This window comes from Embleya sp. NPDC050493, from assembly GCF_044458105.1.
Lineage (GTDB): Bacteria > Actinomycetota > Actinomycetes > Streptomycetales > Streptomycetaceae > Embleya.
Map to the genome: position 1 here is coordinate 469,460 of NZ_JBITHP010000003.1, position 22,247 is coordinate 491,706.

The 22,247-nt window shown below is 73.0% G+C and carries 18 protein-coding genes; 9 read left to right on the plus strand and 9 right to left on the minus strand.

What is annotated here, in order from left to right:
* The first annotated feature begins 252 nt into the window (after nucleotides 1–252).
* Together ACIBM5_RS08855 and ACIBM5_RS08860 are read left to right on the plus strand one after the other, a co-directional pair.
* Nucleotides 253–1,365 (plus strand): LLM class flavin-dependent oxidoreductase, encoded by a 1,113-nt coding sequence (locus ACIBM5_RS08855; protein ID WP_396006125.1) that lies wholly within the window; start codon nucleotides 253–255, stop codon nucleotides 1,363–1,365.
* Nucleotides 1,366–1,464: 99 nt separating this feature from the next.
* Entirely contained in the window at nucleotides 1,465–2,259 is a 795-nt protein-coding gene (locus tag ACIBM5_RS08860; RefSeq protein ID WP_396006126.1) for an SDR family NAD(P)-dependent oxidoreductase, read from the plus strand.
* A 129-nt stretch (nucleotides 2,260–2,388) separates the two neighbouring features.
* Here the strand turns inward: ACIBM5_RS08860 and ACIBM5_RS08865 are convergent, their stop codons facing one another.
* The 4 genes from ACIBM5_RS08865 to ACIBM5_RS08880 form a co-directional block, all read right to left on the minus strand.
* Nucleotides 2,389–3,918, minus strand: coding sequence for an MFS transporter (locus tag ACIBM5_RS08865; protein WP_396006127.1), 1,530 nt, complete (start codon nucleotides 3,916–3,918; stop codon nucleotides 2,389–2,391).
* Nucleotides 3,919–4,094: 176 nt separating this feature from the next.
* Nucleotides 4,095–4,787: a TetR/AcrR family transcriptional regulator gene (locus ACIBM5_RS08870; protein ID WP_396006128.1), complete on the minus strand. Its 693-nt coding sequence runs from the start codon at nucleotides 4,785–4,787 to the stop codon at nucleotides 4,095–4,097.
* Between the two features lie 198 nt (nucleotides 4,788–4,985).
* Nucleotides 4,986–5,975 (minus strand): aldo/keto reductase, encoded by a 990-nt coding sequence (locus tag ACIBM5_RS08875; protein ID WP_391584349.1) that lies wholly within the window; start codon nucleotides 5,973–5,975, stop codon nucleotides 4,986–4,988.
* 367 nt (nucleotides 5,976–6,342) lie between these two features.
* Complete coding sequence (locus ACIBM5_RS08880) at nucleotides 6,343–7,788, minus strand: PLP-dependent aminotransferase family protein (protein ID WP_396006129.1); 1,446 nt, start codon at nucleotides 7,786–7,788, stop codon at nucleotides 6,343–6,345.
* 119 nt (nucleotides 7,789–7,907) lie between these two features.
* Between ACIBM5_RS08880 and ACIBM5_RS08885 the strand changes: the two genes are divergently transcribed.
* The 3 genes from ACIBM5_RS08885 (at nucleotide 7,908) to ACIBM5_RS08895 (ending at nucleotide 11,222) form a co-directional block, all read left to right on the plus strand.
* Nucleotides 7,908–8,774, plus strand: coding sequence for a hypothetical protein (locus ACIBM5_RS08885; RefSeq protein WP_396006130.1), 867 nt, complete (start codon nucleotides 7,908–7,910; stop codon nucleotides 8,772–8,774).
* A 598-nt stretch (nucleotides 8,775–9,372) separates the two neighbouring features.
* Nucleotides 9,373–10,641, plus strand: a complete 1,269-nt coding sequence (locus tag ACIBM5_RS08890) for a hypothetical protein (protein WP_396006131.1) — start codon at nucleotides 9,373–9,375, stop codon at nucleotides 10,639–10,641.
* An 86-nt stretch (nucleotides 10,642–10,727) separates the two neighbouring features.
* Entirely contained in the window at nucleotides 10,728–11,222 is a 495-nt protein-coding gene (locus ACIBM5_RS08895) for a DUF1203 domain-containing protein (RefSeq protein ID WP_396006132.1), read from the plus strand.
* Nucleotides 11,223–11,360: 138 nt separating this feature from the next.
* Here ACIBM5_RS08895 and ACIBM5_RS08900 read toward each other — a convergent pair whose 3' ends face one another.
* Complete coding sequence (locus tag ACIBM5_RS08900; protein ID WP_396006133.1) at nucleotides 11,361–12,032, minus strand: TetR/AcrR family transcriptional regulator; 672 nt, start codon at nucleotides 12,030–12,032, stop codon at nucleotides 11,361–11,363.
* Nucleotides 12,033–12,180: 148 nt separating this feature from the next.
* Between ACIBM5_RS08900 and ACIBM5_RS08905 the strand changes: the two genes are divergently transcribed.
* Nucleotides 12,181–13,695: an MFS transporter gene (locus tag ACIBM5_RS08905; protein WP_396006134.1), complete on the plus strand. Its 1,515-nt coding sequence runs from the start codon at nucleotides 12,181–12,183 to the stop codon at nucleotides 13,693–13,695.
* Between the two features lie 77 nt (nucleotides 13,696–13,772).
* On the opposite strand, the gene ACIBM5_RS08910 is transcribed toward ACIBM5_RS08905, so the two are convergent.
* Nucleotides 13,773–14,999: a hypothetical protein gene (locus ACIBM5_RS08910; protein ID WP_396006135.1), complete on the minus strand. Its 1,227-nt coding sequence runs from the start codon at nucleotides 14,997–14,999 to the stop codon at nucleotides 13,773–13,775.
* On the minus strand, nucleotides 14,999–15,829 hold the full coding sequence (locus ACIBM5_RS08915; protein ID WP_396006136.1) for a polysaccharide deacetylase family protein: 831 nt from the start codon (nucleotides 15,827–15,829) through the stop codon (nucleotides 14,999–15,001). The genes ACIBM5_RS08910 and ACIBM5_RS08915 overlap by 1 nt, the downstream gene beginning before the upstream one ends.
* A gap of 61 nt (nucleotides 15,830–15,890) precedes the next feature.
* Here ACIBM5_RS08915 and ACIBM5_RS08920 point away from each other — a divergent pair, with 61 nt between their 5' ends.
* On the plus strand, nucleotides 15,891–16,610 hold the full coding sequence (locus ACIBM5_RS08920) for a Type 1 glutamine amidotransferase-like domain-containing protein (RefSeq protein ID WP_396006137.1): 720 nt from the start codon (nucleotides 15,891–15,893) through the stop codon (nucleotides 16,608–16,610).
* Between the two features lie 22 nt (nucleotides 16,611–16,632).
* Here ACIBM5_RS08920 and ACIBM5_RS08925 read toward each other — a convergent pair whose 3' ends face one another.
* Nucleotides 16,633–17,589: a hypothetical protein gene (locus ACIBM5_RS08925; RefSeq protein ID WP_396006139.1), complete on the minus strand. Its 957-nt coding sequence runs from the start codon at nucleotides 17,587–17,589 to the stop codon at nucleotides 16,633–16,635.
* Between the two features lie 211 nt (nucleotides 17,590–17,800).
* Here ACIBM5_RS08925 and ACIBM5_RS08930 point away from each other — a divergent pair, with 211 nt between their 5' ends.
* Complete coding sequence (locus ACIBM5_RS08930) at nucleotides 17,801–19,267, plus strand: hypothetical protein (RefSeq protein WP_396006140.1); 1,467 nt, start codon at nucleotides 17,801–17,803, stop codon at nucleotides 19,265–19,267.
* Nucleotides 19,268–19,386: 119 nt separating this feature from the next.
* Here the strand turns inward: ACIBM5_RS08930 and ACIBM5_RS08935 are convergent, their stop codons facing one another.
* Nucleotides 19,387–21,648, minus strand: coding sequence for an MMPL family transporter (locus tag ACIBM5_RS08935; RefSeq protein WP_396006142.1), 2,262 nt, complete (start codon nucleotides 21,646–21,648; stop codon nucleotides 19,387–19,389).
* A 102-nt stretch (nucleotides 21,649–21,750) separates the two neighbouring features.
* Here ACIBM5_RS08935 and ACIBM5_RS08940 point away from each other — a divergent pair, with 102 nt between their 5' ends.
* Nucleotides 21,751–22,233, plus strand: coding sequence for a MarR family winged helix-turn-helix transcriptional regulator (locus tag ACIBM5_RS08940; RefSeq protein ID WP_396006143.1), 483 nt, complete (start codon nucleotides 21,751–21,753; stop codon nucleotides 22,231–22,233).
* Nucleotides 22,234–22,247 lie beyond the last annotated feature (14 nt).

Genomic DNA, 22,247 nt, shown 5'->3' on the forward strand with positions numbered 1-22,247 from the left:
CGGCCACGCCACGCATGCGCGCGGCCCGGGCGGGGGCTCGTCGGGCCCGCCCGGGGGCGCCCGGGCCTGACCGGGAGCCGACCGCGCGTGCGACCGGCGGCCCGCCGCGCCCGACTCGCACGACCCGGGTTCCCGGCCCGGTTCGCACGACTCGGTCCGCACGACTCGGTCCGCACGGCCCGGCTTCCGATCCGTCCGTGGGCGGAGCACGGCCCTGGAGAGCTTGCGAGGACGCTGCTAGCTTCCGGCCGCATGAGGTTCTCCATGTCGCTGCCCGTGCTTCGGGATCCGGGCAACGCGCAGCCGTACCACCGCACGTTCGCGCTCGCCCGGATCGCCGAGGAGGCGGGGTTCGACACCGTCACCGTCGGCCACCACCACTTCATGCCGGGCAACATGAGCGATCCGCTCACCCTGCTCGCGGCCGTCGCCGCGCGCACCGAGACGTTGCGGTTGGGGACCGGCATCTTCCAGCTCCCGGTGCACCATCCGGTGCGGGTCGCCGAACAGGTCGCCACGATCGACGAGATCTCCGGCGGCCGGGTCACCCTCGGTGTCGGGCTGGGCTGGTGGCCGCTGGAGTACACCGCGCACGGATCCGACTTCCGTACCCGGGGCGCGCGGATGGAGGAGGCGCTGGAGATCCTGCGATTGCTCTGGACCCGGGAGAACGTCGGCTATCGGGGCCGCTTCCACACCTTCCCCGAACTGACCGTGCATCCGCGCCCGGTCCAGGAGAACATCCCGCTGTGGGTGGCGGGCGTCGCCGACGCCGCCGTCGAGCGCGCCGCGCGGCTGGGCGACGCGTGGTTGTGCGGCCCGGTGCAGTCGTTGGCCCGGGCCCGGTCCTGCCTGGCGGTCTACCGGGCGGCCTGCGCCACGCACGCCAAACGTCCGGACTGGGTGCTGCGCCGCTACGCGTGGCTGGGCAAGGACCGGCGCACGGTGGCCGAGGACGTGCTGCCCGGGTACGTCGGCGGCCTGCTGGAGCACTGGCGCGAGTCGGCCGAGGACGCCGGCGAGCGGGACCTGTTCCGCCGCCTGGACGCGGGCGAGCACGTACCCGCCGAGGAGATCGCGCACGACCGCCTGCTGTGGGGCGGTCCCGAGGACGTGATCGCCCAGATCGCCCGCTACCGGGACCTCACCGGCAGCGACCATGTGCACGCCGCCTTCGGCGCGGGTCTTCCGGCGGGCGCGAGCCCGGTGTCCACGCGCGGCTCCTTCGACGAACTGGCTTCGATGATCCGGCTGTTCGGGGCCGAGGTGATCCCGGCGTTCGACCGACCCGGACGGTCGGCGACGGCACCCGGTCCACGGCACGCCGGGTCCCGGAAGCAGGCGCGAGGCGATCGGGACGAATGAAACCGCTCGTGCGGATCGGCCCGTCGCGGGCCGGAATCGGGTCGTCCGGATGATCTACTGGACACCCGCGGAGTGTTGGTCGGACGAAGGGTTCGCAGCGTGCTGATCGATCTCGCCGGGAAGTCCGCCCTGGTCACCGGGTCGACCCAGGGCATCGGGGCGGCGATCGCGATGGGCTTGGCCCGGGCCGGAGCCCGGGTCGCGGTGAACGGGCGCACCCCGGACTCCGTCGAGGCCGCGATCGAGCGCATGCGCGGCGAGCTGCCGGAGGCGCAACTCCTCGCGGCTCCCGGCGACATCGCCGCCGACGAGGGCGCCGCGCGGGTGTGGGCGGCGATGCCGCAGGTGGACATCCTGGTGAACAATCTCGGGATCTTCGGGACCCGGCCCGCGCTGGAGATCGACGACGCCGAGTGGCGGCGGTACTTCGAGGTGAACGTGCTCACCGCGGTGCGGATGATCCGCGCCTATCTGCCCGGGATGCGCGAGCGCGGCTGGGGGCGGATCCAGAACATCGCGAGCGATTCGGCGGTGGTCACCCCGGCCGAGATGATCCAGTACGGGGTGTCCAAGACAGCGCTGCTCGCGGTCTCGCGCGGCTTCGCCAAGGAGGCGGCGGGCAGTGGGGTGACGGTCAACTCGGTGCTCGCCGGGCCGACCCACACCGGCGGGGTCGAGGACTTCGTCTACGAATTGGTGGACCCCTCGCTGCCGTGGGCGCAGGCGCAGCGCGAGTTCATGCGGCTGCACCGACCGCAATCGCTGATCCAGCGGTTGATCGAACCCGAGGAGATCGCCCACATGGTGGTGTACCTCAGCTCGACCTTCGCCTCCGCCACGACGGGCGGCGCATTGCGAGTGGACGGCGGCTACGTGGACGCGATCCTGCCCTGAGCGCCCGGCGTCGCCCCCGCCGGCGAGGGGGTGTGCCCGAGTGCGGGTACGGCGCAGGCCCCACCGCCGATGGCGATGGGGCCTGCGTTCGGGGTACCGCCGACCTGCGCGGCGGTCAGTGCGTGGCGGTCAGTGCACGAGCACCGGGATCGGCACCTCGTCCGCGTCCGTGTCCGCGTCCTTGTCGTTGGCGGCGACCACCGTGCTGTCGCCGTGCCCGACGGTGATGAACGTGAACGCGATCGTCGAGGCCAGGGCCAGGATGCCGACCGCCCACCAGATCGCGGTGGCGTAGCCGTGCACCACGGCCTGCATCTTCAACTGCTCCAGCCCGCCCGAACCGGCCGCGTGCGAGCCCACGTAGGCGGTGGTCGCGCTGGCCGCGATGGTGTTCAGCAGTGCGGTCCCGATCGCGCCGCCGACCTGCTGGGAGGTGTTGACCATCGCCGAGGCGACGCCCGCGTCCCGCGGCTGGACGCCGTAGGTGGCCAGGCTCATCGCCGGCATGAACGCGGTGCCCATGCCCAGGCCGAGCAGGATCTGCGCGGGCAGGATCAGCCCGACGTAGGAGCTGCCGACCTCGATTTGGGTGAGCAGCAGCATGCCGACACCGGCAGTCAGGAAGCCCGGGCCCATCAGCAGCCGGGCCGGGACCCGGGTCATCAGCCGGGCGCCGATCTGGGTCGAGCCCGTGATCATGCCCGCGATCATCGGCAGGAACGCCAGGCCGGTCATCACCGGCGAGAAGTCCTTGACGATCTGGAGGTAGTAGGTGAGGAACAGGAACATGCCGAACATCGCGATGATGGCCAGGCCCAGCGAGAGGTAGATGCCGGCCCGGTTGCGCTCGGCGATCACTCGCAGCGGCAGCAGCGGGGCCTTGACCCGGCTCTCCACGAGGACGAACGACGCGAGCAGGACGACGGCGGCCAGGAACAGACCCAGCGTGCTGCCCGCGGTCCAACCGTGGCTCTCGGCGCGGGTGAACGCGTAGACCAGCGTGCCCAGGCCGATCGAGGACAGCAGCACGCCGGGGATGTCCAGCGGCGAGCGGTTGCGGGATCCGACCGGCTCGCTGATGACCAGGACGGCACCGGCCGCTGCGACCGCGGCGAACGGGATGTTGACGAAGAAGGTCCAGCGCCAGTTCATGTACTCGGTGAGCACGCCGCCCAGGATCAGGCCGACCGCGCCACCACCACCGGCGATCGCACCGAAGATGCCGAACGCCTTGGCGCGTTCCTTGGCGTCGGTGAACATCACCGCGAGCAGGGACAGCGCGGAGGGGGCGAGCAGTGCGCCGAAGATGCCCTGGAGGGCGCGGGCGCCGAGCAGCATGCCGGTGCTTGCGGCTATGCCGCCGAGTGCGGAGGCGGCGGCGAAGCCGACCAGGCCGACGATGAACGTCCGACGTCGACCCCACAGGTCGGCGATTCGGCCGCCGAAGAGCAGCAACCCGCCGAAGGCCAGGGCGTACGCGGTGATCACCCATTGCCGGTTGCCGTCCGAGATGCCCAGGTCGGTCTGGGCGGACGGCAGCGCGATGTTCACGATGGTGCCGTCGAGGACGACCATCAGCTGGGCGATGGCGATGAAGACGAGCGCTTTCCAGCGCCTGGGATCGGGCAGGGCGGTCTTGGGCGGGGCTGTTGCAGACATGGGGGTACTCACTTTGCGGGTGCGTCGCGACGGGGGCGTCGCGGGATGGACGGTGCGCCCTCGCCCGCGCGGAGTGGCGAGGCGACGGTGAAGTGTTCGTGGTCGTTACGCGGACTGTCGGTACGCGGTCACGCACGCACGCGGTGCCGCGGGAGATCTGAAGTCGGTGGGGCGCGTCAGCGCCCGTGAGGCTGCCCCTCGGGCTCGTCGGCCAGGTGTTCCAGGTCCCGCATCGCCACGGCGGAGCCGGACAGCGCGGTGGGTTCGGGTGTGCACAGACCGTCGAGCAGCACGTCGAGGTGACGGTGCACGAACCGGTCGTTCACCACGCAGCTGCCCATCCCGGGCAATGGTCGGGTGAGCTGGGTGATCGCCATCAGCAGATCACCCGAGCCGATGTCCGTGCGCAGCCGGCCCTCGGCGCGAGAGCGCTCCATCAGCGTCTCGACCAGGTGCTCCAGCCGCGTTCGGGCGGTGATCAACTCGGGGTGTTCCTTGTCCACGGTCGCGGACACGAGCGGGCACAGGGCCCCGATCCGTTCCTTCACCGCACCGTGGGCGAAGCGCCGCAGGGCCGCGAAGGCCTCCGACTCCTCGGCCAGGGCCAGCTCGCCCTGTTCGGTGATCCGCTCCAGGACGGAGAGGATCACCCGGTGGGCGAGCTCGGCGCGGTCGGCGAAGTGACGGTACAGGGTCGCGTTGCCGACGCCGGCGCGGCGGGCGACCTCGTCGAACGCCACCTCGGAGCCGTGCTCGACGAACATCTCGCGTGCCGCGGCGATGATGCGCTCGCGGTTGCGCCGGGCATCCGCACGAAGTCGCGGACCGCGGTCCTCGGCAATGTCGGTGACGGTGGCGATGCTGCCCATGGTCCGGCTCCTTCCTGTCGGCACCCGGTCGATAACCGGGGAGCGATTCCCCGATTGTGATTCGCTCGGTTAAACGGACAGGAAGTCCCCGGATATTTCGATCGGCCATGTGACCTGAGTCACACCACCTCCGAGGGGCTCTCCGGACGGTGTTCCGGCGCTCTCCAGGAGCCCCTCGGTGGTCTGCCGGCAGGCCTCCTACCAGGCAAAAGACTCCGGAGCCGGTCCCGGGCCCGGGAAGATCCGGTCGAGTTCGGCGAGTGTTTCCGGGCTCAGTTCGACGCTCAGCGCGCGCAGTGCCGAGTCCAATTGGTCTCGTGTGCGCGGTCCCACGATCGGCCCGGTCACTCCGGGACGGGTGAGCAGCCAGGCGAGGGCGACCTCGCCGGGCGGCGTGCCGAGCTCGGCGCACAGGTCCTCGTACGCCTGGATCTGCTCGCGCCGCTCGGCCACCTCGCTCGCGGCCCGGTCGCCGGCCGAGCGGTGTCGGCCGCCCGCGCGCTCCTTCTCCAGCACGCCGCCCAGCACGCCGCCGTGCAGCGGCGACCACGGGATGACCCCGAGGCCGTACGCCTGCGCGGCCGGCAGCACTTCGGCCTCGGCGGCCCGCTGGGCCAGGTTGTACAGGCACTGCTCGCTGACCAGGCCCAGCGAGGATCGGCGGGCGGCCGCCTCCTGGGCCCGGGCGATGTGCCAGCCGGCGAAGTTCGACGAGCCGACGTAGAGCACCTTGCCCTGCGCAACCAGCAGGTCCATCGCCTGCCAGATCTCCTCCCACGGCACCCGGCGGTCGATGTGGTGCATCTGGTAGACGTCGATGTGGTCGGTACCCAGACGACGCAGGCTGTCCTCGCAGGCCCGACGGATGTGCCGGGCGCCGAGCCCGCCGGAGTTGGGCCAGTCGCCCCAACTGCCGTAGACCTTCGTGGCCAGCACGACCCGTTCGCGGCGATCGCCTCGGCCCAGCCAGCGGCCGACCAGTTCCTCGGTGGCGCCCCGGGCTCCGGCGCCGGTCAGCTGGGAGCGCCCGTACACGTCGGCGGTGTCGAAGAAGTTGACCCCGGCATCGAGCGCGGCGTCCATGATCTCGCCGCTGTCGCGTTCGTCGGTGGCGGGGCCGAAGTTCATCGTGCCGAGCACCAGGCGGGCGACGGTCAGGCCGGTGCGGCCCAGCTGGGTGTACGGCATCTCGGGAGCGGTGGCGGAGGAGGAAGAGGTCATGTCCTTGTCGCTGCCCGGTCCGACCCGCCGGGAACCCAGGAGAGGGGAGGGGCTCGCCGGGTGCTCGGAGTCGGGCGGGGCGGCTGCGGTCGCCGCTCGCTGCGGTCTCCGGGGCCGGCGTGGGCCGGTGCGGGCCGGTTTTGCGGTTTGGTGCGGTGCGGCGTGGCGGGGATCCGACGCGTGTGGGTCGCCTCGACGGCTCGGTCCGGATCGGGGCGCGAGGATACCGGCGGGTCGGCGATGCGGTGTGGGGTCCGGCGGGTGGGGCCGGTTGGCCGGCTGATGTGGCGTCCTGGGGCCGGCGGGTGTCGGGCCCGGGGGGCCGGTGGGTGCGTCAGCGGCTTGCCGCCAGGCGGCGGGTGTGTTCCTCCCAGGCGGCGGTCAGGCGGTCGACGGCGGTTTCGAGCGTGGCCGGCGACTCGGCGAAGGACAGGCGTACGCCGCGGCGATGCCGGCCGTCCACGCACGCTGCGGCCCCCGGGACGACCAGTACGCCGTAGCGCGCGGCCAGGTGCACGAACGTGGTGCTGTCCCCGACCGGCAGGTCGGCCCACACCGACAGGCCCGCCTGCGGCGGCTCCACCCGCCAGGCGGGCAACTGCCGGGCCAGCAGTTCCAGCAGCAGGTCGCGCCGCTCGGTCAGGGCCCCGCGCAGGCCGACCTGCCAGTGCGTGTCGGCGGCCCGCAACAGCCGGGTGGCGAGCACCTGCGCGGGCACGCTCGCCGCCGGCGCGCCGACCGCGGAGGCCTGCGCCAGGTATCCGCGCAGCGAACCGGGCGCCCGCAGCCACCCCACCCGCAGACCCGCCCAGAACATCCTGGACAACGACCCGATCGCGATCACCGCGTCGTCGTCGGCGGCGGCCGGCGGCACGGGCCGGGTGCCATCGGGGGCCTGCTCCCGGCCGGGGCCCAGGCCCAGCCCGGTCTGGGCGAGGTCCTCGACGAGCACCGCGTTCCGCGCGCGCCGCACCGCGAGCAGGTTGTCCCGGCGGAGCCGACCCAGCGGCGCACCGGTCGGATCGTGGGCGGCCGTGGCGGCCAGGATCACCGGCGCGTGCAGGCGGGCGGCGGCCCGGTCGACGGCGGCCACATCCAGGCCGAGCGGGTCCACGCCGACCCCGATCGGCCGGCCCCCGGCTGCCGTCACGGCGGCGGCCAGGCCCGGTGGGCCCGGGCAGCCGGTGAGTACCGCCCGTCCCGGCGACACGAGCGCCGCGAACACCAGGGACAGCGCGTGCCGGCCGCCCGCGGTGACGATCACCTGGTCGGGCGTGGTCGGCAGTCCCACGTGCGCGGTGAGATGGTCGGCCAGTGCCGTGCGCAGCTCGGGCAGGCCGTTCGGGTGCAGGCCGTGATCATCGTTGCCGGACAGTGCGAACGAGCCGTCCACGGGCGGCAGATGCCCCGTTCCGGCGGGCACCGACAGGGACAGGTCGAGCGCGTCGGCGTCGGCGACCAGGCGCCGTCGGACCGGGGCCGCGACCGGTGTGGGCGGGTGCGTCCACCCCGGTCGTGGGCGGATGAACGTGCCCGCCCCCTGCCGCCGCTCCACCAGGCCGGCCTCGGCGAGGGTCTCGTAGCCGCGCACCACGGTGCCGCGACCGACCCGCAACGCGTCGGCCAGCGGACGTTCGGCGGGCAACCGGGCGCCCGGGTCGGCGAGTCCGCGCTCGATCGCCTCGGCCAGCGCCTCGGTGATCCGTCGGTGCCGCGGCCCGGGGCGCGTCTGCCAATCGTCCAGGGCGATCCGTACCCACCAGCCCAGATCCTGGTCCATTCGCTCAGATTGGCACTGTCTCGGCGGTGGGACAACGGGCAACCTGGTCGGCGGGCGGGCCCGGACGGTCGGTTGCCGGTTCCGCCCGCGCACCCGTCCCCTGCCGAAAGGTGTCCGCCGTGTCATCCGCTCCCGCTCCCACCCTGGCCAGACGGTTCTGGGAGACGATCGAACCCGTCCACGCCGTCGCGTACTTCGCGCCCGAGCCGATCGAGGCGGCCCGTGCACTCGGGCTGATCGGCTGGTGGATGGGCTACTTCGCCGGCCGCCTCGCCCCGCTCGGCGCGGTGCGCGCACCCGAGGCGAACGCGCTGTGCTTCGCCTTCGCGCCGAGTCGGGTGGCCCGCGCGCTGCCCGACGCGTGGGCGTACAGCACGCCGGAAAAGGTGCTGGACACCCGGCTCGGCGCGGTCGAGTCGGCGCTCACCCGCACGCTGCCGGCCGTCGGCGAACGCCACCTGACCCGCCTGGCCGACCTGCTGGAACGCGCCGTCGAGGGCTGCGGATACGAGGGGCGCGCGCTGGCCGCCGGGTGGGCCGGCGTGCCGCGTCCGGACGGCGTGGTCGGGCGACTGTGGCTGGCGAGTACGGTCCTGCGCGAACATCGCGGCGACGGCCACGTGATCGCGGTCGCGCATGCCGGCCTGACCGGGCTGGAGGCGGGCCTGACCCACGCCGCCACCGGCAACGTGCCGCGCGAGCTGCTCCAAAGCACCCGGGGTTGGACCGACGCGCAATGGGAACAGGCCCGCCGCCGACTGGTCGCCAGGGGCCTGCTGGACCGCGACTCCCGACTCACCAAGAGCGGCGGGGCGCTGCGCCGGGACGTCGAGCACGCCACCGACCGACTCGCCGCCGACCCGGTCACCCGGCTTGGCGAGGACGGCGTCGAGGAGGCCATTCGGCTGGCCGCACCGCTGAGCCGCCACCTGGTGGACAGCGGCCTGATCCCGGTACCCAACCCGATCGGAGCGCCCCGCCCCTGACCCGGTGGACCTCGTTCGCCCACTGGGGCCGCGCCGACCATGTGCGTCGAGCGAGCCGGCGCGATCACCACGTCGAACACCGGCCGGCGACCACCGCCCGGGCCCGGCTCGACGCGCTCGACCCGGCGTCCGGCATCCGGCACCCGGCACCCGGCGAGTGCGGTGTCGCGCGTGCCCGGCGGCGGCCACGCGCTGGATCGACCCGCCGAGCGACGCCGGCCCGGCGGGGGAGGCGTCCCGGTTCGCGGTCACCGTGTTGTCGACCGAGGGTGGTGCGGCCGGACTGGAACGGTTCCGGAGCCGGGCGCGTCCGTAGTGGGCGGGAGTCGGTCTCGACCCCCCCGACCGCTGCCCGGCCCGCCGACCCGATTCCGTTCGTGGTCGTGCGCGGCGGTCCATCGGTCGCGAGAGAGCATGTGCCGGCCGCGACCCGGGGGGTTGCCGGACAGGGGTCGACCGGCCACGACACAGGGGGACGATTCGTATCGCCATCGCCGAGCCCGGGCGGACTGCCCAGGAGAGCACCGCGCGAGATGGGGCCGGGGACGCGACCGGCGGAACCGGGGCCTCGAAGATCGATGCGGGTGACGCAGGTGGGGTGAACGCGGGCGAGGCCGGTGGCCGCGAGGTGGGCGTCCTCGGGTCGGCGGCCGGCCGGGTCGGGACTCGCCGGGTGGGCGCCCGTGACGTGGTGGATTCCGACGGGGGGAGCGGCGGCCCCGGGGCCTTCGGCGGCAGCGGCGACGCGCCCGGGGACGGCGACGGCGGGGTCGGCGAGCCTGCGGCTCCCGACGGGCCGCCCGAGGTGCCCTCGACGCGGCGCCGGGGGCGGCTGCGGCGCCGGTGGCGGTCGTGGAGTCGGTGGAAACGGGCCACCGTGATCCTGTTGCTCCTGGTGAGCCTGCCGCTGGTGCCGATCGGTGCGGCTGCGCTCGCGCTGCGGTTGGAGTACGCGGGCGATCCCTCGGATCAGGCCCGCAGTCGCGGCCGGGACGCGATCTGGCTGGGCCACGCGTGGGTGGACGGGCGCAAGGGCCCGGCCGAACTGGCCGTGCTGGCGCAGCGGTTGCGCGGGACCGGCATCCACGACCTGTACGTGCACGCGGGTCCGCTGGAGCACGACGGCACGCTGCCGGCCACGGCCCACCCCGGGGCGCGGCAACTGGTCGAGGCGGTGCACCGCGAACTGCCCGGCGTACGGGTGCAGGCCTGGCTCGGCGACATCGTCTCGCACGGCGGCCCCGGGCTGAACCTGGACCGCCCCCGGGTACGCGAGGCGATCACCGCGTCGGCCGCGCAGGTCCTGGACGCCGGCTTCGAGGGCGTGCACTTCGACCTGGAGCCGGTGTGGTCCGGCGACGAGGACTTCCTGACCCTGCTCACCGCCACCCACGAACTGACCCGGGCGCGCGGCGTCCCGCTCTCGGTCGCCGCCGCCCAGATCGACCCGCTGCCGTCCCTGCACAACATCTCCAAGGCAGTGCGCGACCACCCCAAGTGGTGGTCGCAGCGCTACTTCGGCCAGGTCGCGCGACGGGTCGAGCAGATCGCGGTGATGTCCTACGACACCGCGATGCCGCTGGAATCGCTGTACGGCGGCTACGTCGCGCAGCAGACCGCACTCGCTTTGGAGGCGACGCCGGCCCGGGTGGACGTGCTGATGGGCCTGCCCGCCTACTACGCGAACTCGTGGGGCCACCACGGTTCGGCCGAGACGGTCGCGGCGGCGGTGCGCGGCGTGCGCCTCGGCCTGACCCGAACCGACCTGCACCGGCCGGGTTTCGGCGTCGCGCTGTACGTCGACTTCGCCGCGACCGACACGGACTGGGCGTCCTACCGCCGCGATTGGTGCCGGCCGGACCGCTGAACCGGACCCGGCCCACCCCTCCCGGCACCGAACGCGGCGTCCGAATGCCGCCGGCGCCCCGTCCCGGCGCCGCCCAGGCTGGTGCCATGACCACCACCACCAACGTGCGTACCTTCGTCGTCCGAGCGATCCCCGCCGAGTTCCTCGCCACGGTCCGGGCCGCCGGCACGGACGTCTCGGGTCACCCGATCGAGTTCCACACGGCCGGCGGCGGCGAACCCCTGCGCTGCTGCCTGCGCGACGCCGAACCGGGCGAGGCCCTGATCCTCTTCGGCTACGAACCCCCGCTCCCGGCAAGCCCGTACCGCGAGATCGGCGCGGTCTTCGCGCACGCCGAAGCCTGCCCCGGCCCGACCACCGACGCCTACCCGCCGCACTGGCGCGACCGCCCCCAGGTCTTCCGCGCCTACGACGCCCGGGGCCGGATCCACCCCACGTCCCGCGTCCACGACACCGACGACCCCGAACCCGCCCTGGCCGAAATCCTCGCCGACCCGGAGGTCACCCGGGTCCACAGCCGCAACATCACCTACGGCTGCTACATGTTCACCATCACCCGTCCCGCCCCCGACAACGCCTGACCCCCGGCCCCGTCCATCGGGTCGCCATCTCCCCGAACAGCCCGAAGGCGCAAACGAGTTCGGACGAATCTCCGGAAACGGCCGGGTCCGCTCCAGGACCCGGCCGTTCGGCGTTCGCGCGCCCGGTCACGCCGCGGATCATCGGTCGTCGGTCGGGGATGCGCCGATGCCGTCGAGGACGTAGTGCAGACCCGTGGTGAAGGTGGCGTCCCAGTCGTTTTGGAGCATGTAGTCGTTGGCGCTGAGGGTGGGGTAGCGGTCGCTCAGGTCGTTCAGGCGTAGCTGGGCGGCCTCGCGGTCCGCGGCCGAGAGGGTGAAGCCGGCTCGGGCCACGGTCGCGCCCATGAGGTGGTTGTAGAGCGCCCAGGTGGCGGAGTTGAGGCGGCGGCCGGTGAAGCCCGCCCGGACCAGGGTGGCCTGGAGGAACTCCATCCGGGCGAGCAGGTTCGGGCCCAGGGTCGGTCGCTGGAGCAGCGCGGCGGACCACGGGTGGCGCAGCATGATCGCCCGCCAGTCCAGGAGCAGGGTGACGATGTCGGCCCGCCACGCGTCGGGGTCCGGGGAGGCGGCCGGTACCGGCGTCTCGGCGAAGATCGCGTCGAGCGCGAGGTCGACCACGTCGATCTTGGTGTCGACGTGCCAGTAGAGGGTGGTGACGCCCGAGCCCAGCCGCTCGGCCAGCCGCCGCATGGTCAGCCCGTCGATGCCCTCGGCATCCAGGAGGGCCACCGCCTCGCCGACGATGCGAGCGCGTGTCAGTGGGGGTTCCTCGCGCGCCGCCCGGGATTCGCGCAGCCAGACGCTTTGCACGCCCCCCGCGGCTTGGCCCTTGGCGTTGCCCTGCTTGCCCTTGATGGCCCGACCTCCTTGCTCTTTCCGTGACGGCGAGCCTAGTATCCCGGCCTGTCGAACGTTGTACCGGTACCGGTACGTTGTTCTAGAGGGATGTGGGTGAGCCGTGCATCAGCGCGAGTACGAGCAGGAACGCGAACAGGAACACCGGGGCGAGCGGGACCTCGCCGAAGAGGCGGTCGAGCGTCGGCACGAGCAGCGGTGGTGGGCGTTGGCGGTGATCACCCTCGCCCAGTTGATGATCGTTCTGGACGGCACGATCGTGAATGTCGCGCTGCCCTCGATGCAACAGGATCTGCACCTGTCGGACGCCGATCGGCAATGGGCGGTCATCGCCTATGTGCTGGCGTTCGGCGGGTTACTCCTGCTCGGCGGCCGGATCAGTGGGCTGCTCGGGCACCGGCGGACGTTTCGGATCGGCCTGATCGGGTTCGCCGCCGCCTCCGCGCTGGGCGGCGCGGCCGACGGCGCGGGCACCCTGTTCGGTGCCCGCGCGCTGCAAGGGGTGTTCGCGGCGGCGATGGCGCCGGCCGCCATGTCGCTGCTGACCCTGACCTTCACCGACCCGCGCGATCGCGGGAAGGCGTTCGGGGTGTTCGGCGCGATGGGCGCCGCCGGTTCGGGGGTCGGGCTGCTCGCGGGCGGGCTGCTCACCGAGTACCTGGACTGGCGGTGGTGCCTGTGGGTCAACGTGCCCATCGCCGGACTCGCCCTGCTGGGCCTGCCGTTCGTGTACCGCGACCGCCCCTCGGTCACCGGTCCCGGTCGGCTGGACCTGCCGGGTGCGCTGCTGAGCGTGGCCGGCCTCGTGGCTCTGGTCTACGGCTTCAATCGCACCGAACCGCACGGCTGGGACGACCCGTTGGTGCTTGCCCTGCTGCCGGGCGGGGTGCTGTTGCTCGGCCTGTTCGTGCTGGTGGAGACCAGGGTGAGCCATCCGCTGTTGCCGATGCGGGTGGTCCTGGACCGGGTCCGCGGCGGCGCCTACCTCACCAGCGCGTTGATGCTGGCGGCGCTGTTCGGCTGCTTCCTGTTCCTGAGCTACTACGCGCAGACCGTGCTGGGCTATTCGCCCGTGCGGGCCGGGCTGACCATCATGGTGCTGGTCGCGGGCTCGCTGGTGGGCTCGATCCTGATCGCGGGCAGACTGCCGGCCCGGGTGTCGCCCAGGACGCCGATGGTTCCCGGACTGCTCGCCATGGCCGCCGGGTTGCTGCTGCTGTCCCGGTTGACGGCGGACAGCGCGCACGTGCTGGTGCTGTATCTGGTGCCCGCGCAGATCCTGATCGGCCTGGGCCTGGGCGTCGTGCTCACCATCGCGACCGGCCTGGCCACGGCGGGGGTGGGTGCGGCCGACGCCGGGACCGCCGCGGCGACGTTCAACGCCGGACAACAGGTGGGCGGCGCGCTCGGCACCGCGCTGTTCAACACCGTCGCCACCAGCGTCACCGCGACCTGGCTTCGCACTCACGAGGGTGGCCGGGACGCGGTCACCGCGGGCACCGTGCACGGGTTCGGTACGGCCCTGCTGGTGGCCACCGGCATCATGCTCGGCGCCGCGGTGGTCGCGGCGGTGCTGATCGATCCGCGCCCCGCGCGCGAGGAGCCGCCGTCGTCCTGAGCCGGCGACGAGCGGGCGGCGGGGGCACCTGCCTCGACGAGGCACGTGCCCCCGCCACCCGACCCGAGGGGCCGCGGTCAGCGGAAGACGCCGGTGTGGCCGAGTGAGTAGCGGCCCGGCTGCGGATACACGCACAGCCCGTGCGGCCCGACGCCGACCGGGATGCGGGCGAGCAGGTGTCCGTCGGTGGTGTCGATCGCGTACACCTCGGCGTTGTAGCGACCGCTGAGCCACAACACCTTGCCGTCGGCGGAGACGCCGCCCATGTCCGGGCTGCCGCCGCCGGGCAGGTGCCACTTGGCGGTCAGCGCGCCGGTGGCGAAGTCGAGTACGGAGATCGAGCCCTCGCCGCGATTGGAGATGTACAGGCTCTTGGAGTCGCGGCTCGGGTACAGGCCGTGCGCGCCCTTGCCGGTGCGCAGCTTGGTCGGCTTGCCGAACGTGTCGCCGTCGAGCACCCAGACGCCGTCGGACATCATGTCGGCGATGTACCAGGTACGGCCGTCCGGGGAGATCTTGACGTCCTGCGGCATCGAGCCGGACTGCGGGATCTTCTGTTTGGCCAGCACCTTCATCTCGGCGGTGTCCACCTTGAGCAGTTCACCGGAGAACTCGCAGGAGACGATGAAGTACCTGCCGTCGGGGGAGAAGTCCGCGTGGTTGACGCCCGCGCACTCGCTGGGCACGGACTTGACCACGTCCATCGTGTGGGCGTCGCGGAAGACCAACTGGCGGTCCATCGAGGCCATCACGACCGCGTACTTGCCGTCCGGCGTGAAGTAGAGGTTGTACGGGTCGTCCACCGGGACCGGCGTGCCGGCCTTGCCGGTGGCCGGGTCGAGCGGGGTCAGCGTGTCGCCGAGGTCGTTGTTCACCCACAGGGTCTTCAGATCCCAGGACGGCACCACGTGCTGCGGCTGGTGGCCGACCTTGATCGTCTCGATCACCTTGTAGGTGGTCGGGTCGATCACGCTGACCGTGTTCGAATCGGTGTTGGGCACGTACACCCGGGACGGGAAGTCCTTGACCACGTCCGAGAGCATGCCGGGGCGGTCGGCGGCGTACAGGTCCTTCGGGTCCAGCGGCGGCGGCATGCCGGGCAGGAGGTTCGCGGTCTCCGCGGCGGGCACCGCGGGCGGGACCGGCGCGGCTTCCACGGGAGCGATCGAGGACTTGACCGGGGAAGGGTTCGCCGTGCCGTCCGTGGAGGACGCGCACGCGGCGGACGCCACCAGGCAGCAGCCCGCCAGGAACAGCGCGACCGGGCCGGGACGGCGACGGGTGGGGGAGGGGTGAGTGGTCATCAGGTGACGAGCTCCGACATCGTGACCGCCCGCAGTCCGCGGGTCCGTAGGCCGTCGAGGATTGCGGGCATCGCGGCTACGGTGCCCGGGTGTCCGAAGTGCAGGCTGACCACCGAGCCCGGCCGAACCCCGTTCAGCACGGTGTGGCCGACGGCGGCGGCGCCGGGATCGGTGAAATCGAGGGAGTCCAGGTCGTAACCCAGGCAGTGCGCGTATCCGGCGCGGCGGGCCTGGGCGAGGACGGTGGGCGTGCAGTCCTTGGCTTGCGAGGGCCGAAACCAGCGTCCGATCGAGCCGGTGAGGCGTTTGAGCCGATCGGCGCAGTCGGTGATCTCGGCGTAGGTGCGATCGGCGGACATCGAGGAGATGTCGCCGTGATGCATGGTGTGATTGCCCAGTTCGTGGCCGCCGGCCAGCACCCGGCGCGCCATCCGCGGCTGTTCGTCGAGCCAGGTCCCCACCGCGAGGACCGTGCCGCGCGCCCCGGCCGCCTCCAGCAGGCCCAGTAGCGAGTCGGCGATCCGCGGATCGCCCTGACCGTGGAAGGTCAGCGCCACCCGGGGGCGATCGGGTGGACCCGAGGTGACCTGGAGCGGCAGATCGGCGGGCAACGGGAGCGGCTCGGGTCCGTTGCCGACGTTGCCCGAGGCGGCATGAGCGCCGGACGGAAAGCTCGGCGCGGAACCGGTGTCGACCGGCTTGGCCGTGGGTGCGGGCATGGACGCGTGCGGGGAATCCTCGCCACACGCACTCGCGGCCGCACCGGCCGCACCCAGCGCGGCGGCCCGGGCGAGCTGCCGAAGCACGCTACGGCGATCCAGAGGCGTCACCCTGGCGACCTTACGGGTTGTGATCGTCCGGGTGCGCAATGTGCACGTCGGAGGTGGGTACGTGTCGCGGCATCAGGGTTCGGCGATGCGTCTGTATCTCTCCTCGTTCCGGATCGGGGACCACCCGGAACACCTCCTCGCGTTGCTCGACCGGCCCGCCGTCGGTGGCCCCACTGTCGACCGCTCCGCTCTCGACCGCCCCGCCGGGGCTGCGATCGCGGTGATGGCCAACGCGACGGACGATCGCGCGCCCGGTGACCGCGCGGCCGGGGTCGACCTCGAACTCGCCGCCCCGGCCGCGTTGGGACTGCGGCCGACCGAGCTCGACCTGCGCACGTTCTTCGACCGCCCGCCGGCCGAAGTCGCCGTCGTGCTCGGCGACTTCGACGCCGTCTGGCTGCGCGGCGGCAACGTGTTCGTGCTGCGCCACGCGCTCGCCCGCAGCGGCGCGGACGGCGTACTCGTCGAGCTGCTGCGCCGGGACACGCTCGTGTACGCCGGGTACAGCGCCGGCGCGTGCGTGCTCGCGCCGAGCCTGCGCGGGCTGGAAGGGTGCGACGACGCGGACGCGGTACCGGCGCTGTACGGCGAGCCCGTCCGCTGGGACGGGCTCGCCGTGCTCGACCACGCCGTCGTCCCGCACATCGACTCACCCGGCCACCCCGAGACGGAACTGCTCGCCGCCGTCGCGGCCGACTACCGCACCCGAGGCGTGCCGCACCGCACGCTGCGCGACGGACAGGTGCTCGTGATCGACGGCGCGCGGACCCGGATCCGCTGACCGCAGGCGCGGCCGACCGCACTCACCCGGCGATCGGCGGCACCGCTTCCGCGTACGCCCGCAGGGTGACCAGCGCGTCGACGGTGATGCCCGGACGGGCCTCGGCCCGCACGGTGGGCGACCACTCGGCCCAGCGCAGCGGCCAACCGCCGTCCTCCTGCCGGGCGTCGGCCAGGGCGCGCAGACCCACCCGCAGCTCGGCGTCGGTGAACCACTCCCGGGCCAGGCTGTCCGGGCGCGGCGCGAAATCGTGCGGCAGGTGGTACTCGCCGGCCGCGTAACCGGGCGCCAGTCGGGCCTGTTCGGGGTGCGCCGGGTCGAGCAGCACGAGCCGCTGTTCCCGGACCAGTTCGCCCAGCCGCTCGGCCTGACGCCGGGCCCAGGCCCGGTCCGGCAGACCGTCGAGGAAGGTCACCGCCGCCTCCACCTCGTACGGGTGGGTGGTGCCCAGTGCCTCGACGGCGGTCCGGCAGAACTGCGTCGCCTGCGGCAACCACGGATGCTCGACCCCGGCGCGCAGCAGCGGTCCGACGATCCAGCCGGTCGGGATCAGGCCCGCGACGGGCGCATCCGGGACCACCAACCACGGCGGATGCGGGTATTCGCGCAGACTCGTGAACGCCGGCGGCACGCCGCCCGCCTCGGTCGCCGCGCCCGCCGTCCAGTCGCACAGCCGAGCCGCCTCGGCGCCGTGCAGGGCGTCGGTCTCCACCAGGATCGGCATCGCGGTACGCAGCGTGGCCGGTTGGGCGATCGGCCCCCGCACGTCCGGCTCCAGGCCGTAGGCATAACCCCCGTCCGGGGTGCGGTACGCGTGCAGCGCATCGAGCACACCGGCCCGCTCGTCGCCGGTCGCCTCGGACCCTCCCGCCCCCTGCGCGCCGAACAGGTATGCGAAACGGCGCTGTTCCAACACCCGACCGGACGTCCACAAAAATCGCTCGGCTTGCTCGATCATGGCCTTCGTGATCCACGTCATTCCTCGACGCTAGCCGGCCGACCACGTCCGGTCTTGAACGATTCGGACACCGGGCGCGCCCCCGGTTCCGCGGCGCCGATTTCGTGGCCGGCGCGTGTCGGGACATGGGCCCGGCGATGACGGTTGGTGGAATTCGCCCGCGCAGGGGTTGGCCCGCACGCCGTCGGCCGGCCACGGTGGGCGGGTCAGGCTCGTCGATGCTCTTCGGGGGATGCTCGTGTTCGCTCGCTCCGCTTCCCATGGTCTGCGCCGATCCGTGATCGCCGCCGCCGTATTCGCCGCCTCGGCCGCTCTGGCCGGCCCGGTCCCGGTCGCGCACGCCGCCGCGGCGGACCGATCGGCGGGCGCACACGGCACGTTCGGGGTGCACCGCGACGGCCGCCCGGTGGTGGTTCCGTTCCGCACCGGGCGCGACGGCGAGGCCCTGGTGACGCTCACGGTCGCCGCGCCGGGCCTCGACTGGGGCACCCCCGGCCGTGAGTCGGCGGTGCTGCAACTGCTCGTGGACGGACGGCCCGCCGGCGACGTGGTGGTCTTCGGGGCCACGCCCACCGAGCGCGGTTTCGCCCTCGGCGCGCTGCGCAGGGGCCGGCACGAGCTGACCCTGCGCTACGCGGCCGACCGGTCCTCGCCGGCGGGCTCGGTGGTGCGGGTCTCGCGGCTGCGCACCGAGACCGTGGACACCGGCGACCGCGACTACGCCGCGGCCGCGAACGCGCCGGTCCTGTACGGGCGGAGCATCCCGGGCGTGCCCGGCGGAGCGACCGGCCCGTTCCAGAACGCGATCTCCGACACCCCGGTGCTGGCCTGGTACCAGGAGGCCCCGGCGGCGACCGCCGGACACCGGGTGCTGACCTACACGATCGTGTGGACCAACGAGGACGGCGGCACCTCGACGCCGGCGCTGATGGCCCGCTGGGGCCGGACCACCGACATAGAGTGGGCCTACCGTGTCGAGGTGGACGGGCGCGGCAAGGCGGTGCCGGGCACCGCCTACTTCCAGTCGCCCGACCACGGCACGACGTTGTTCGCCGGGCGCTACGAGGACGCCCACCCGCTGCTCCAGACCTGCACGCTGAACAACAACCTGTGCGACGTCGTGGACAACCCGATGCGCTTCGCGCCGGCGGCGGTCGAGCGGCTGGTCGATCCGCGGCGCACCGCGCGTGAGGAGATGGTGGACCGCCACCCGTGGGTGTACCCGGTGATGACGGCCGAGGTACGGCGCGAGGGCCGGGTCGTCGCCGATCCGCCGGCCGACACCACCACGCTGATCGCCGACCCGCAGGACTACCTGTACGCGGTGCTCCGCAAGACCACCTCGGCGCCGCCGCCGGGTGCGGCAGGCTGGAACGGTGTCGCGATCGGGGTGCGGATCAAGGGCGACCCGACGTTGTACCGCTCGGACTGCGGGCGGGTGGACTGGTCGTTGCAGCGCGACGACCCGGCGGCGACCACGGTGCGGCTCCCGCACGGGACGCGGGCGTCCGACATCGTGGAGGTGGTCGCGATTCGTACGGTGGCCGGGGTCGACCCGGGTTCCACGATCACGGTGAACGGGGTCAACCGGGCGTTTCTGCTGGGTCGGGACGATCGGCCGGGGCGGGCGGTGCCGGTCCGCTCGAAGTCGGTCACGCTGAGCGCGGCGGCGCCGGAGGCGGTGCTGTACCGCCGGTGAGCCGGTCGGCCTCGGACACCGGCCGGGCTTGGTGAGGTGTTCCCAAGCCGCGGTCGGGGATCGGGCGTCGGGCGGGCCGAAATCGGCCCGCCCGGTGCCCGATCGGTTGCGCTGCCGCGCTATGGCGCGGAGACCGGGATGCGCGGCTCGGGTGTGACCGGCGGCTGGGCCGGGCCGCCCTCGGACAGGCCGAACCGGTCGTGCAGTCGGCGCAGTGGGGCGGGCGCCCACCACGTCGCCTTGCCGGTCAGGGCCAGCACGGCCGGCGCCAGCAGGCTGCGCACCACGAACGCGTCGACCAGGACGGCCAGTGCGAGACCCATGCCGAGCATCAGCGTGTTGGTCACCCGCGAGGTGCCGATCGCGAACATCACCACCGCCAGGACGCATGCCGCCGCGGTGATGATGCCGCCGGTGCGGGCCAGGCCGGTGGCGACCGCGCCCCGGTGGTCGCCGGTGCGGTCGTGCTCCTCCTTGATCCGGGAGATCAGGAACACGCCGTAGTCCATCGACAGGCCGAAGGCGATGCAGAACATCAGTACCGGCAGCGCGGTCTCGATCGACCCGGTCGGGGTGAAGTCGAGCAGTCCGGACAGGTGGCCGTCCTGGATCACCCACACCACGGCGCCGAACATCGCGGTCAGACTCAGCGCGGCGAACACGATCGCCAGGATCGGCAGCACCACGCTGCCGGTGAGCAGGAAGACCAGCACGAACGTGGTGAGCAGGATCAGGCCGCCGGCGAGCCACAGCCGGCTGCCGATCGCGTGCTTGGCGTCGACCACCTCGGCGGACTGTCCGCCGACCAGGGCCGGTCCCGGAGCGGCGACCCCGCGCACCTCGCGCACCAGGTCCTCGCCGGCGGCGGAGAGGTCCTCGACCGCGGGCACCACCGAGATGTACGCGCTGCCGGCGGCACGGCGGCCGGCCTCGGCCGGGCCCGCGGGTGCGCTGCGGACGCCGTGTTCGAAGGTGCCGGCCGGGCCGACCACGCGGGCCACGCCGTCCAGGGCGGAGAGTCGGGCGCTGTAGTCGGCGGTGCCCTCGGCCTGCTGCGTCGTGCCGACCACGATCTCGATCGACCCGGTGGGCCGGCCGTCGACCTGGTCCCGGATCACCTGCTGGACCTGCCGGGACTCGGCCGACCTCGGCAGTTGGCGGTCGTCGCCGGAGCCGAACTGCACGCCCAGGAAGGGCAGTCCGAGGGCCACCAGGAGGCCGGTGGTGAGGACGGCGACGATCGGCGCCCGGTGCATGATCGCCTGCGAGAGGCGATACCAGCGACTGTCGCGCACCGCGGTCGGCGCGCCGCCGGCGCCGGCGCCGGGCCGCAGTCGGCGGCCCAGTCGGCGCAGCGGCGCGCGCAGGTCGCCCCGGTCCACCCGAGTGCCGAGCAGGACCAGTGCCGCGGGCAGGATCACCAGCGCGCCGAATGCGGCGAGCAGCACCACCGGGATACCGGCGTAGGCGAACGACCGCAGGAAGTACTGCGGGAACACCAGCATCGCGGCGAGGGAGACGGCGAGGGTGAGGGCGGAGAAGACCACGGTGCGTCCGGCGGTGTCGAGCATCACCGCGACCGCACGCGCCGGCGGGGCGCCGGCGGCGAGTTCCTCGCGATAGCGGCGGACCACGAACAGGCCGTAGTCGACGGCCAGGCCCAGGCCCAGGACGGTGGTCAGGTTCTGGGCGAACACCGATACGTCGGTGGTCGAGGAGACCAGCCGCAGCACGGCGTTGGTGCCGACCATGGCCAGGATGCCGACGCCGAGCGGCAGCAGGGCGGCGACCAGGCTGCCGAAGACCAGGATCAGGATCAGCAGGGTGATCGGCAGGGCGATCAGTTCGGCCCGGACCAGGTCCTCGGAGATGGTCTTCTGCACGTCGTGGCGCACCGCGACACTGCCGCCGAGTTCGACGGTCAGGGCTCCCCGGGTGCCGCGGTAGTGCGCGGCCAGGCGTTCGAACGTGTCCGAGGCGGCGGTCTCCTCGCCGCGGATGTGGGCCAGGACCAGGCCGTGCCGGCCGTCGGCGGTGCGCAGGATGGGGGCACCGTCGGTCCAGTGGGAGAGCACTCCCTCGACGTCCGGTTCGGCGGCGAGGCGGGCGGCCAACTCCCGCGCCTGGGTGGTGACTTCGGGTGCGTCCAGGGGACGGTCGGCGCCGACCAGGAGGACCAGGTTGGGTCGGCTGCCGGGGAAGTCGCGGTCGAGTGCGGTCGCCGCGCGGGCGGAGGCCGAGTTCGGGTCGACGGCGCCGCCGCCGAGGAGGTGGTCGCCGACGCCTCGACCGAGCAGGCCGGCGCCGATCAGCAGGAGCAGGGCCGTGAGCAGCAGCAGTCGGGGTCGGGCCGTGGTCAGGCGGGCCAGGGCAGCGAACATCGCCGAACCCTTCCGTAGAGTCGATGGATCGTATGTGGAACATACGATAGGCATCGCCTTTCGTCTAGAAGACATATGATCGAGGACCGCTAATATGTGGCCATGACGGACCGACCGAGCACGGGGCGGCCGCCGATGGGAGCTCGGACCGGATACCGGCTGGTCAAGCTGGCCGATCTCCTGTTGGCGCTCGCCGATCAGACGCTGGCCACGCTGGGGGTCAAGGCCAAGCACGTACACGTGCTGGAGACCCTGTTGGCCTACGAATCGTTGTCCCAGCAGGACGTCAGTCGGCTGCTCGGGATCGACCCGAACGTCCTGGTCGGCCTGCTCGACGATCTGGAGGCGCGCGGCTTCGCCGAGCGTCGGCGCAACCCGCACGATCGGCGCCGGCACGTCGTCCAGGTCACCGACTCGGGGCGGGAGTTGGTCGCGGAGAGCACCCGGCTGCTCGGTGATGCGGAGGACGCGTTCTTCGCCGTCGTCTCGGCGGAGGAACTGCAGGTCGTGCACGACGCGTCGGGCCGGCTGCTGGCCGCGCACCGGCCCGGCTGGACCGACAACGGGTCCTCGATGGGCTGCTGAACGGCCCTGCGGGC

What these genes read in the sequence shown, in the direction of transcription:
- ACIBM5_RS08855 (WP_396006125.1), top strand. Translation starts at nt 253, where the DNA reads ATGAGGTTCTCCATGTCGCTGCCCGTGCTTCGGGATCCGGGCAACGCG.
- ACIBM5_RS08865 (WP_396006127.1), bottom strand. Translation starts at nt 3,918, where the DNA reads ATGTCTGCAACAGCCCCGCCCAAGACCGCCCTGCCCGATCCCAGGCGC.
- ACIBM5_RS08870 (WP_396006128.1), bottom strand. Translation starts at nt 4,787, where the DNA reads ATGGGCAGCATCGCCACCGTCACCGACATTGCCGAGGACCGCGGTCCG.
- ACIBM5_RS08875 (WP_391584349.1), bottom strand. Translation starts at nt 5,975, where the DNA reads ATGCCGTACACCCAGCTGGGCCGCACCGGCCTGACCGTCGCCCGCCTG.
- ACIBM5_RS08880 (WP_396006129.1), bottom strand. Translation starts at nt 7,788, where the DNA reads ATGGACCAGGATCTGGGCTGGTGGGTACGGATCGCCCTGGACGATTGG.
- ACIBM5_RS08895 (WP_396006132.1), top strand. Translation starts at nt 10,728, where the DNA reads ATGACCACCACCACCAACGTGCGTACCTTCGTCGTCCGAGCGATCCCC.
- ACIBM5_RS08910 (WP_396006135.1), bottom strand. Translation starts at nt 14,999, where the DNA reads ATGACCACTCACCCCTCCCCCACCCGTCGCCGTCCCGGCCCGGTCGCG.
- ACIBM5_RS08925 (WP_396006139.1), bottom strand. Translation starts at nt 17,589, where the DNA reads ATGACGTGGATCACGAAGGCCATGATCGAGCAAGCCGAGCGATTTTTG.
- ACIBM5_RS08930 (WP_396006140.1), top strand. Translation starts at nt 17,801, where the DNA reads ATGCTCGTGTTCGCTCGCTCCGCTTCCCATGGTCTGCGCCGATCCGTG.
- ACIBM5_RS08935 (WP_396006142.1), bottom strand. Translation starts at nt 21,648, where the DNA reads ATGTTCGCTGCCCTGGCCCGCCTGACCACGGCCCGACCCCGACTGCTG.
- ACIBM5_RS08940 (WP_396006143.1), top strand. Translation starts at nt 21,751, where the DNA reads ATGACGGACCGACCGAGCACGGGGCGGCCGCCGATGGGAGCTCGGACC.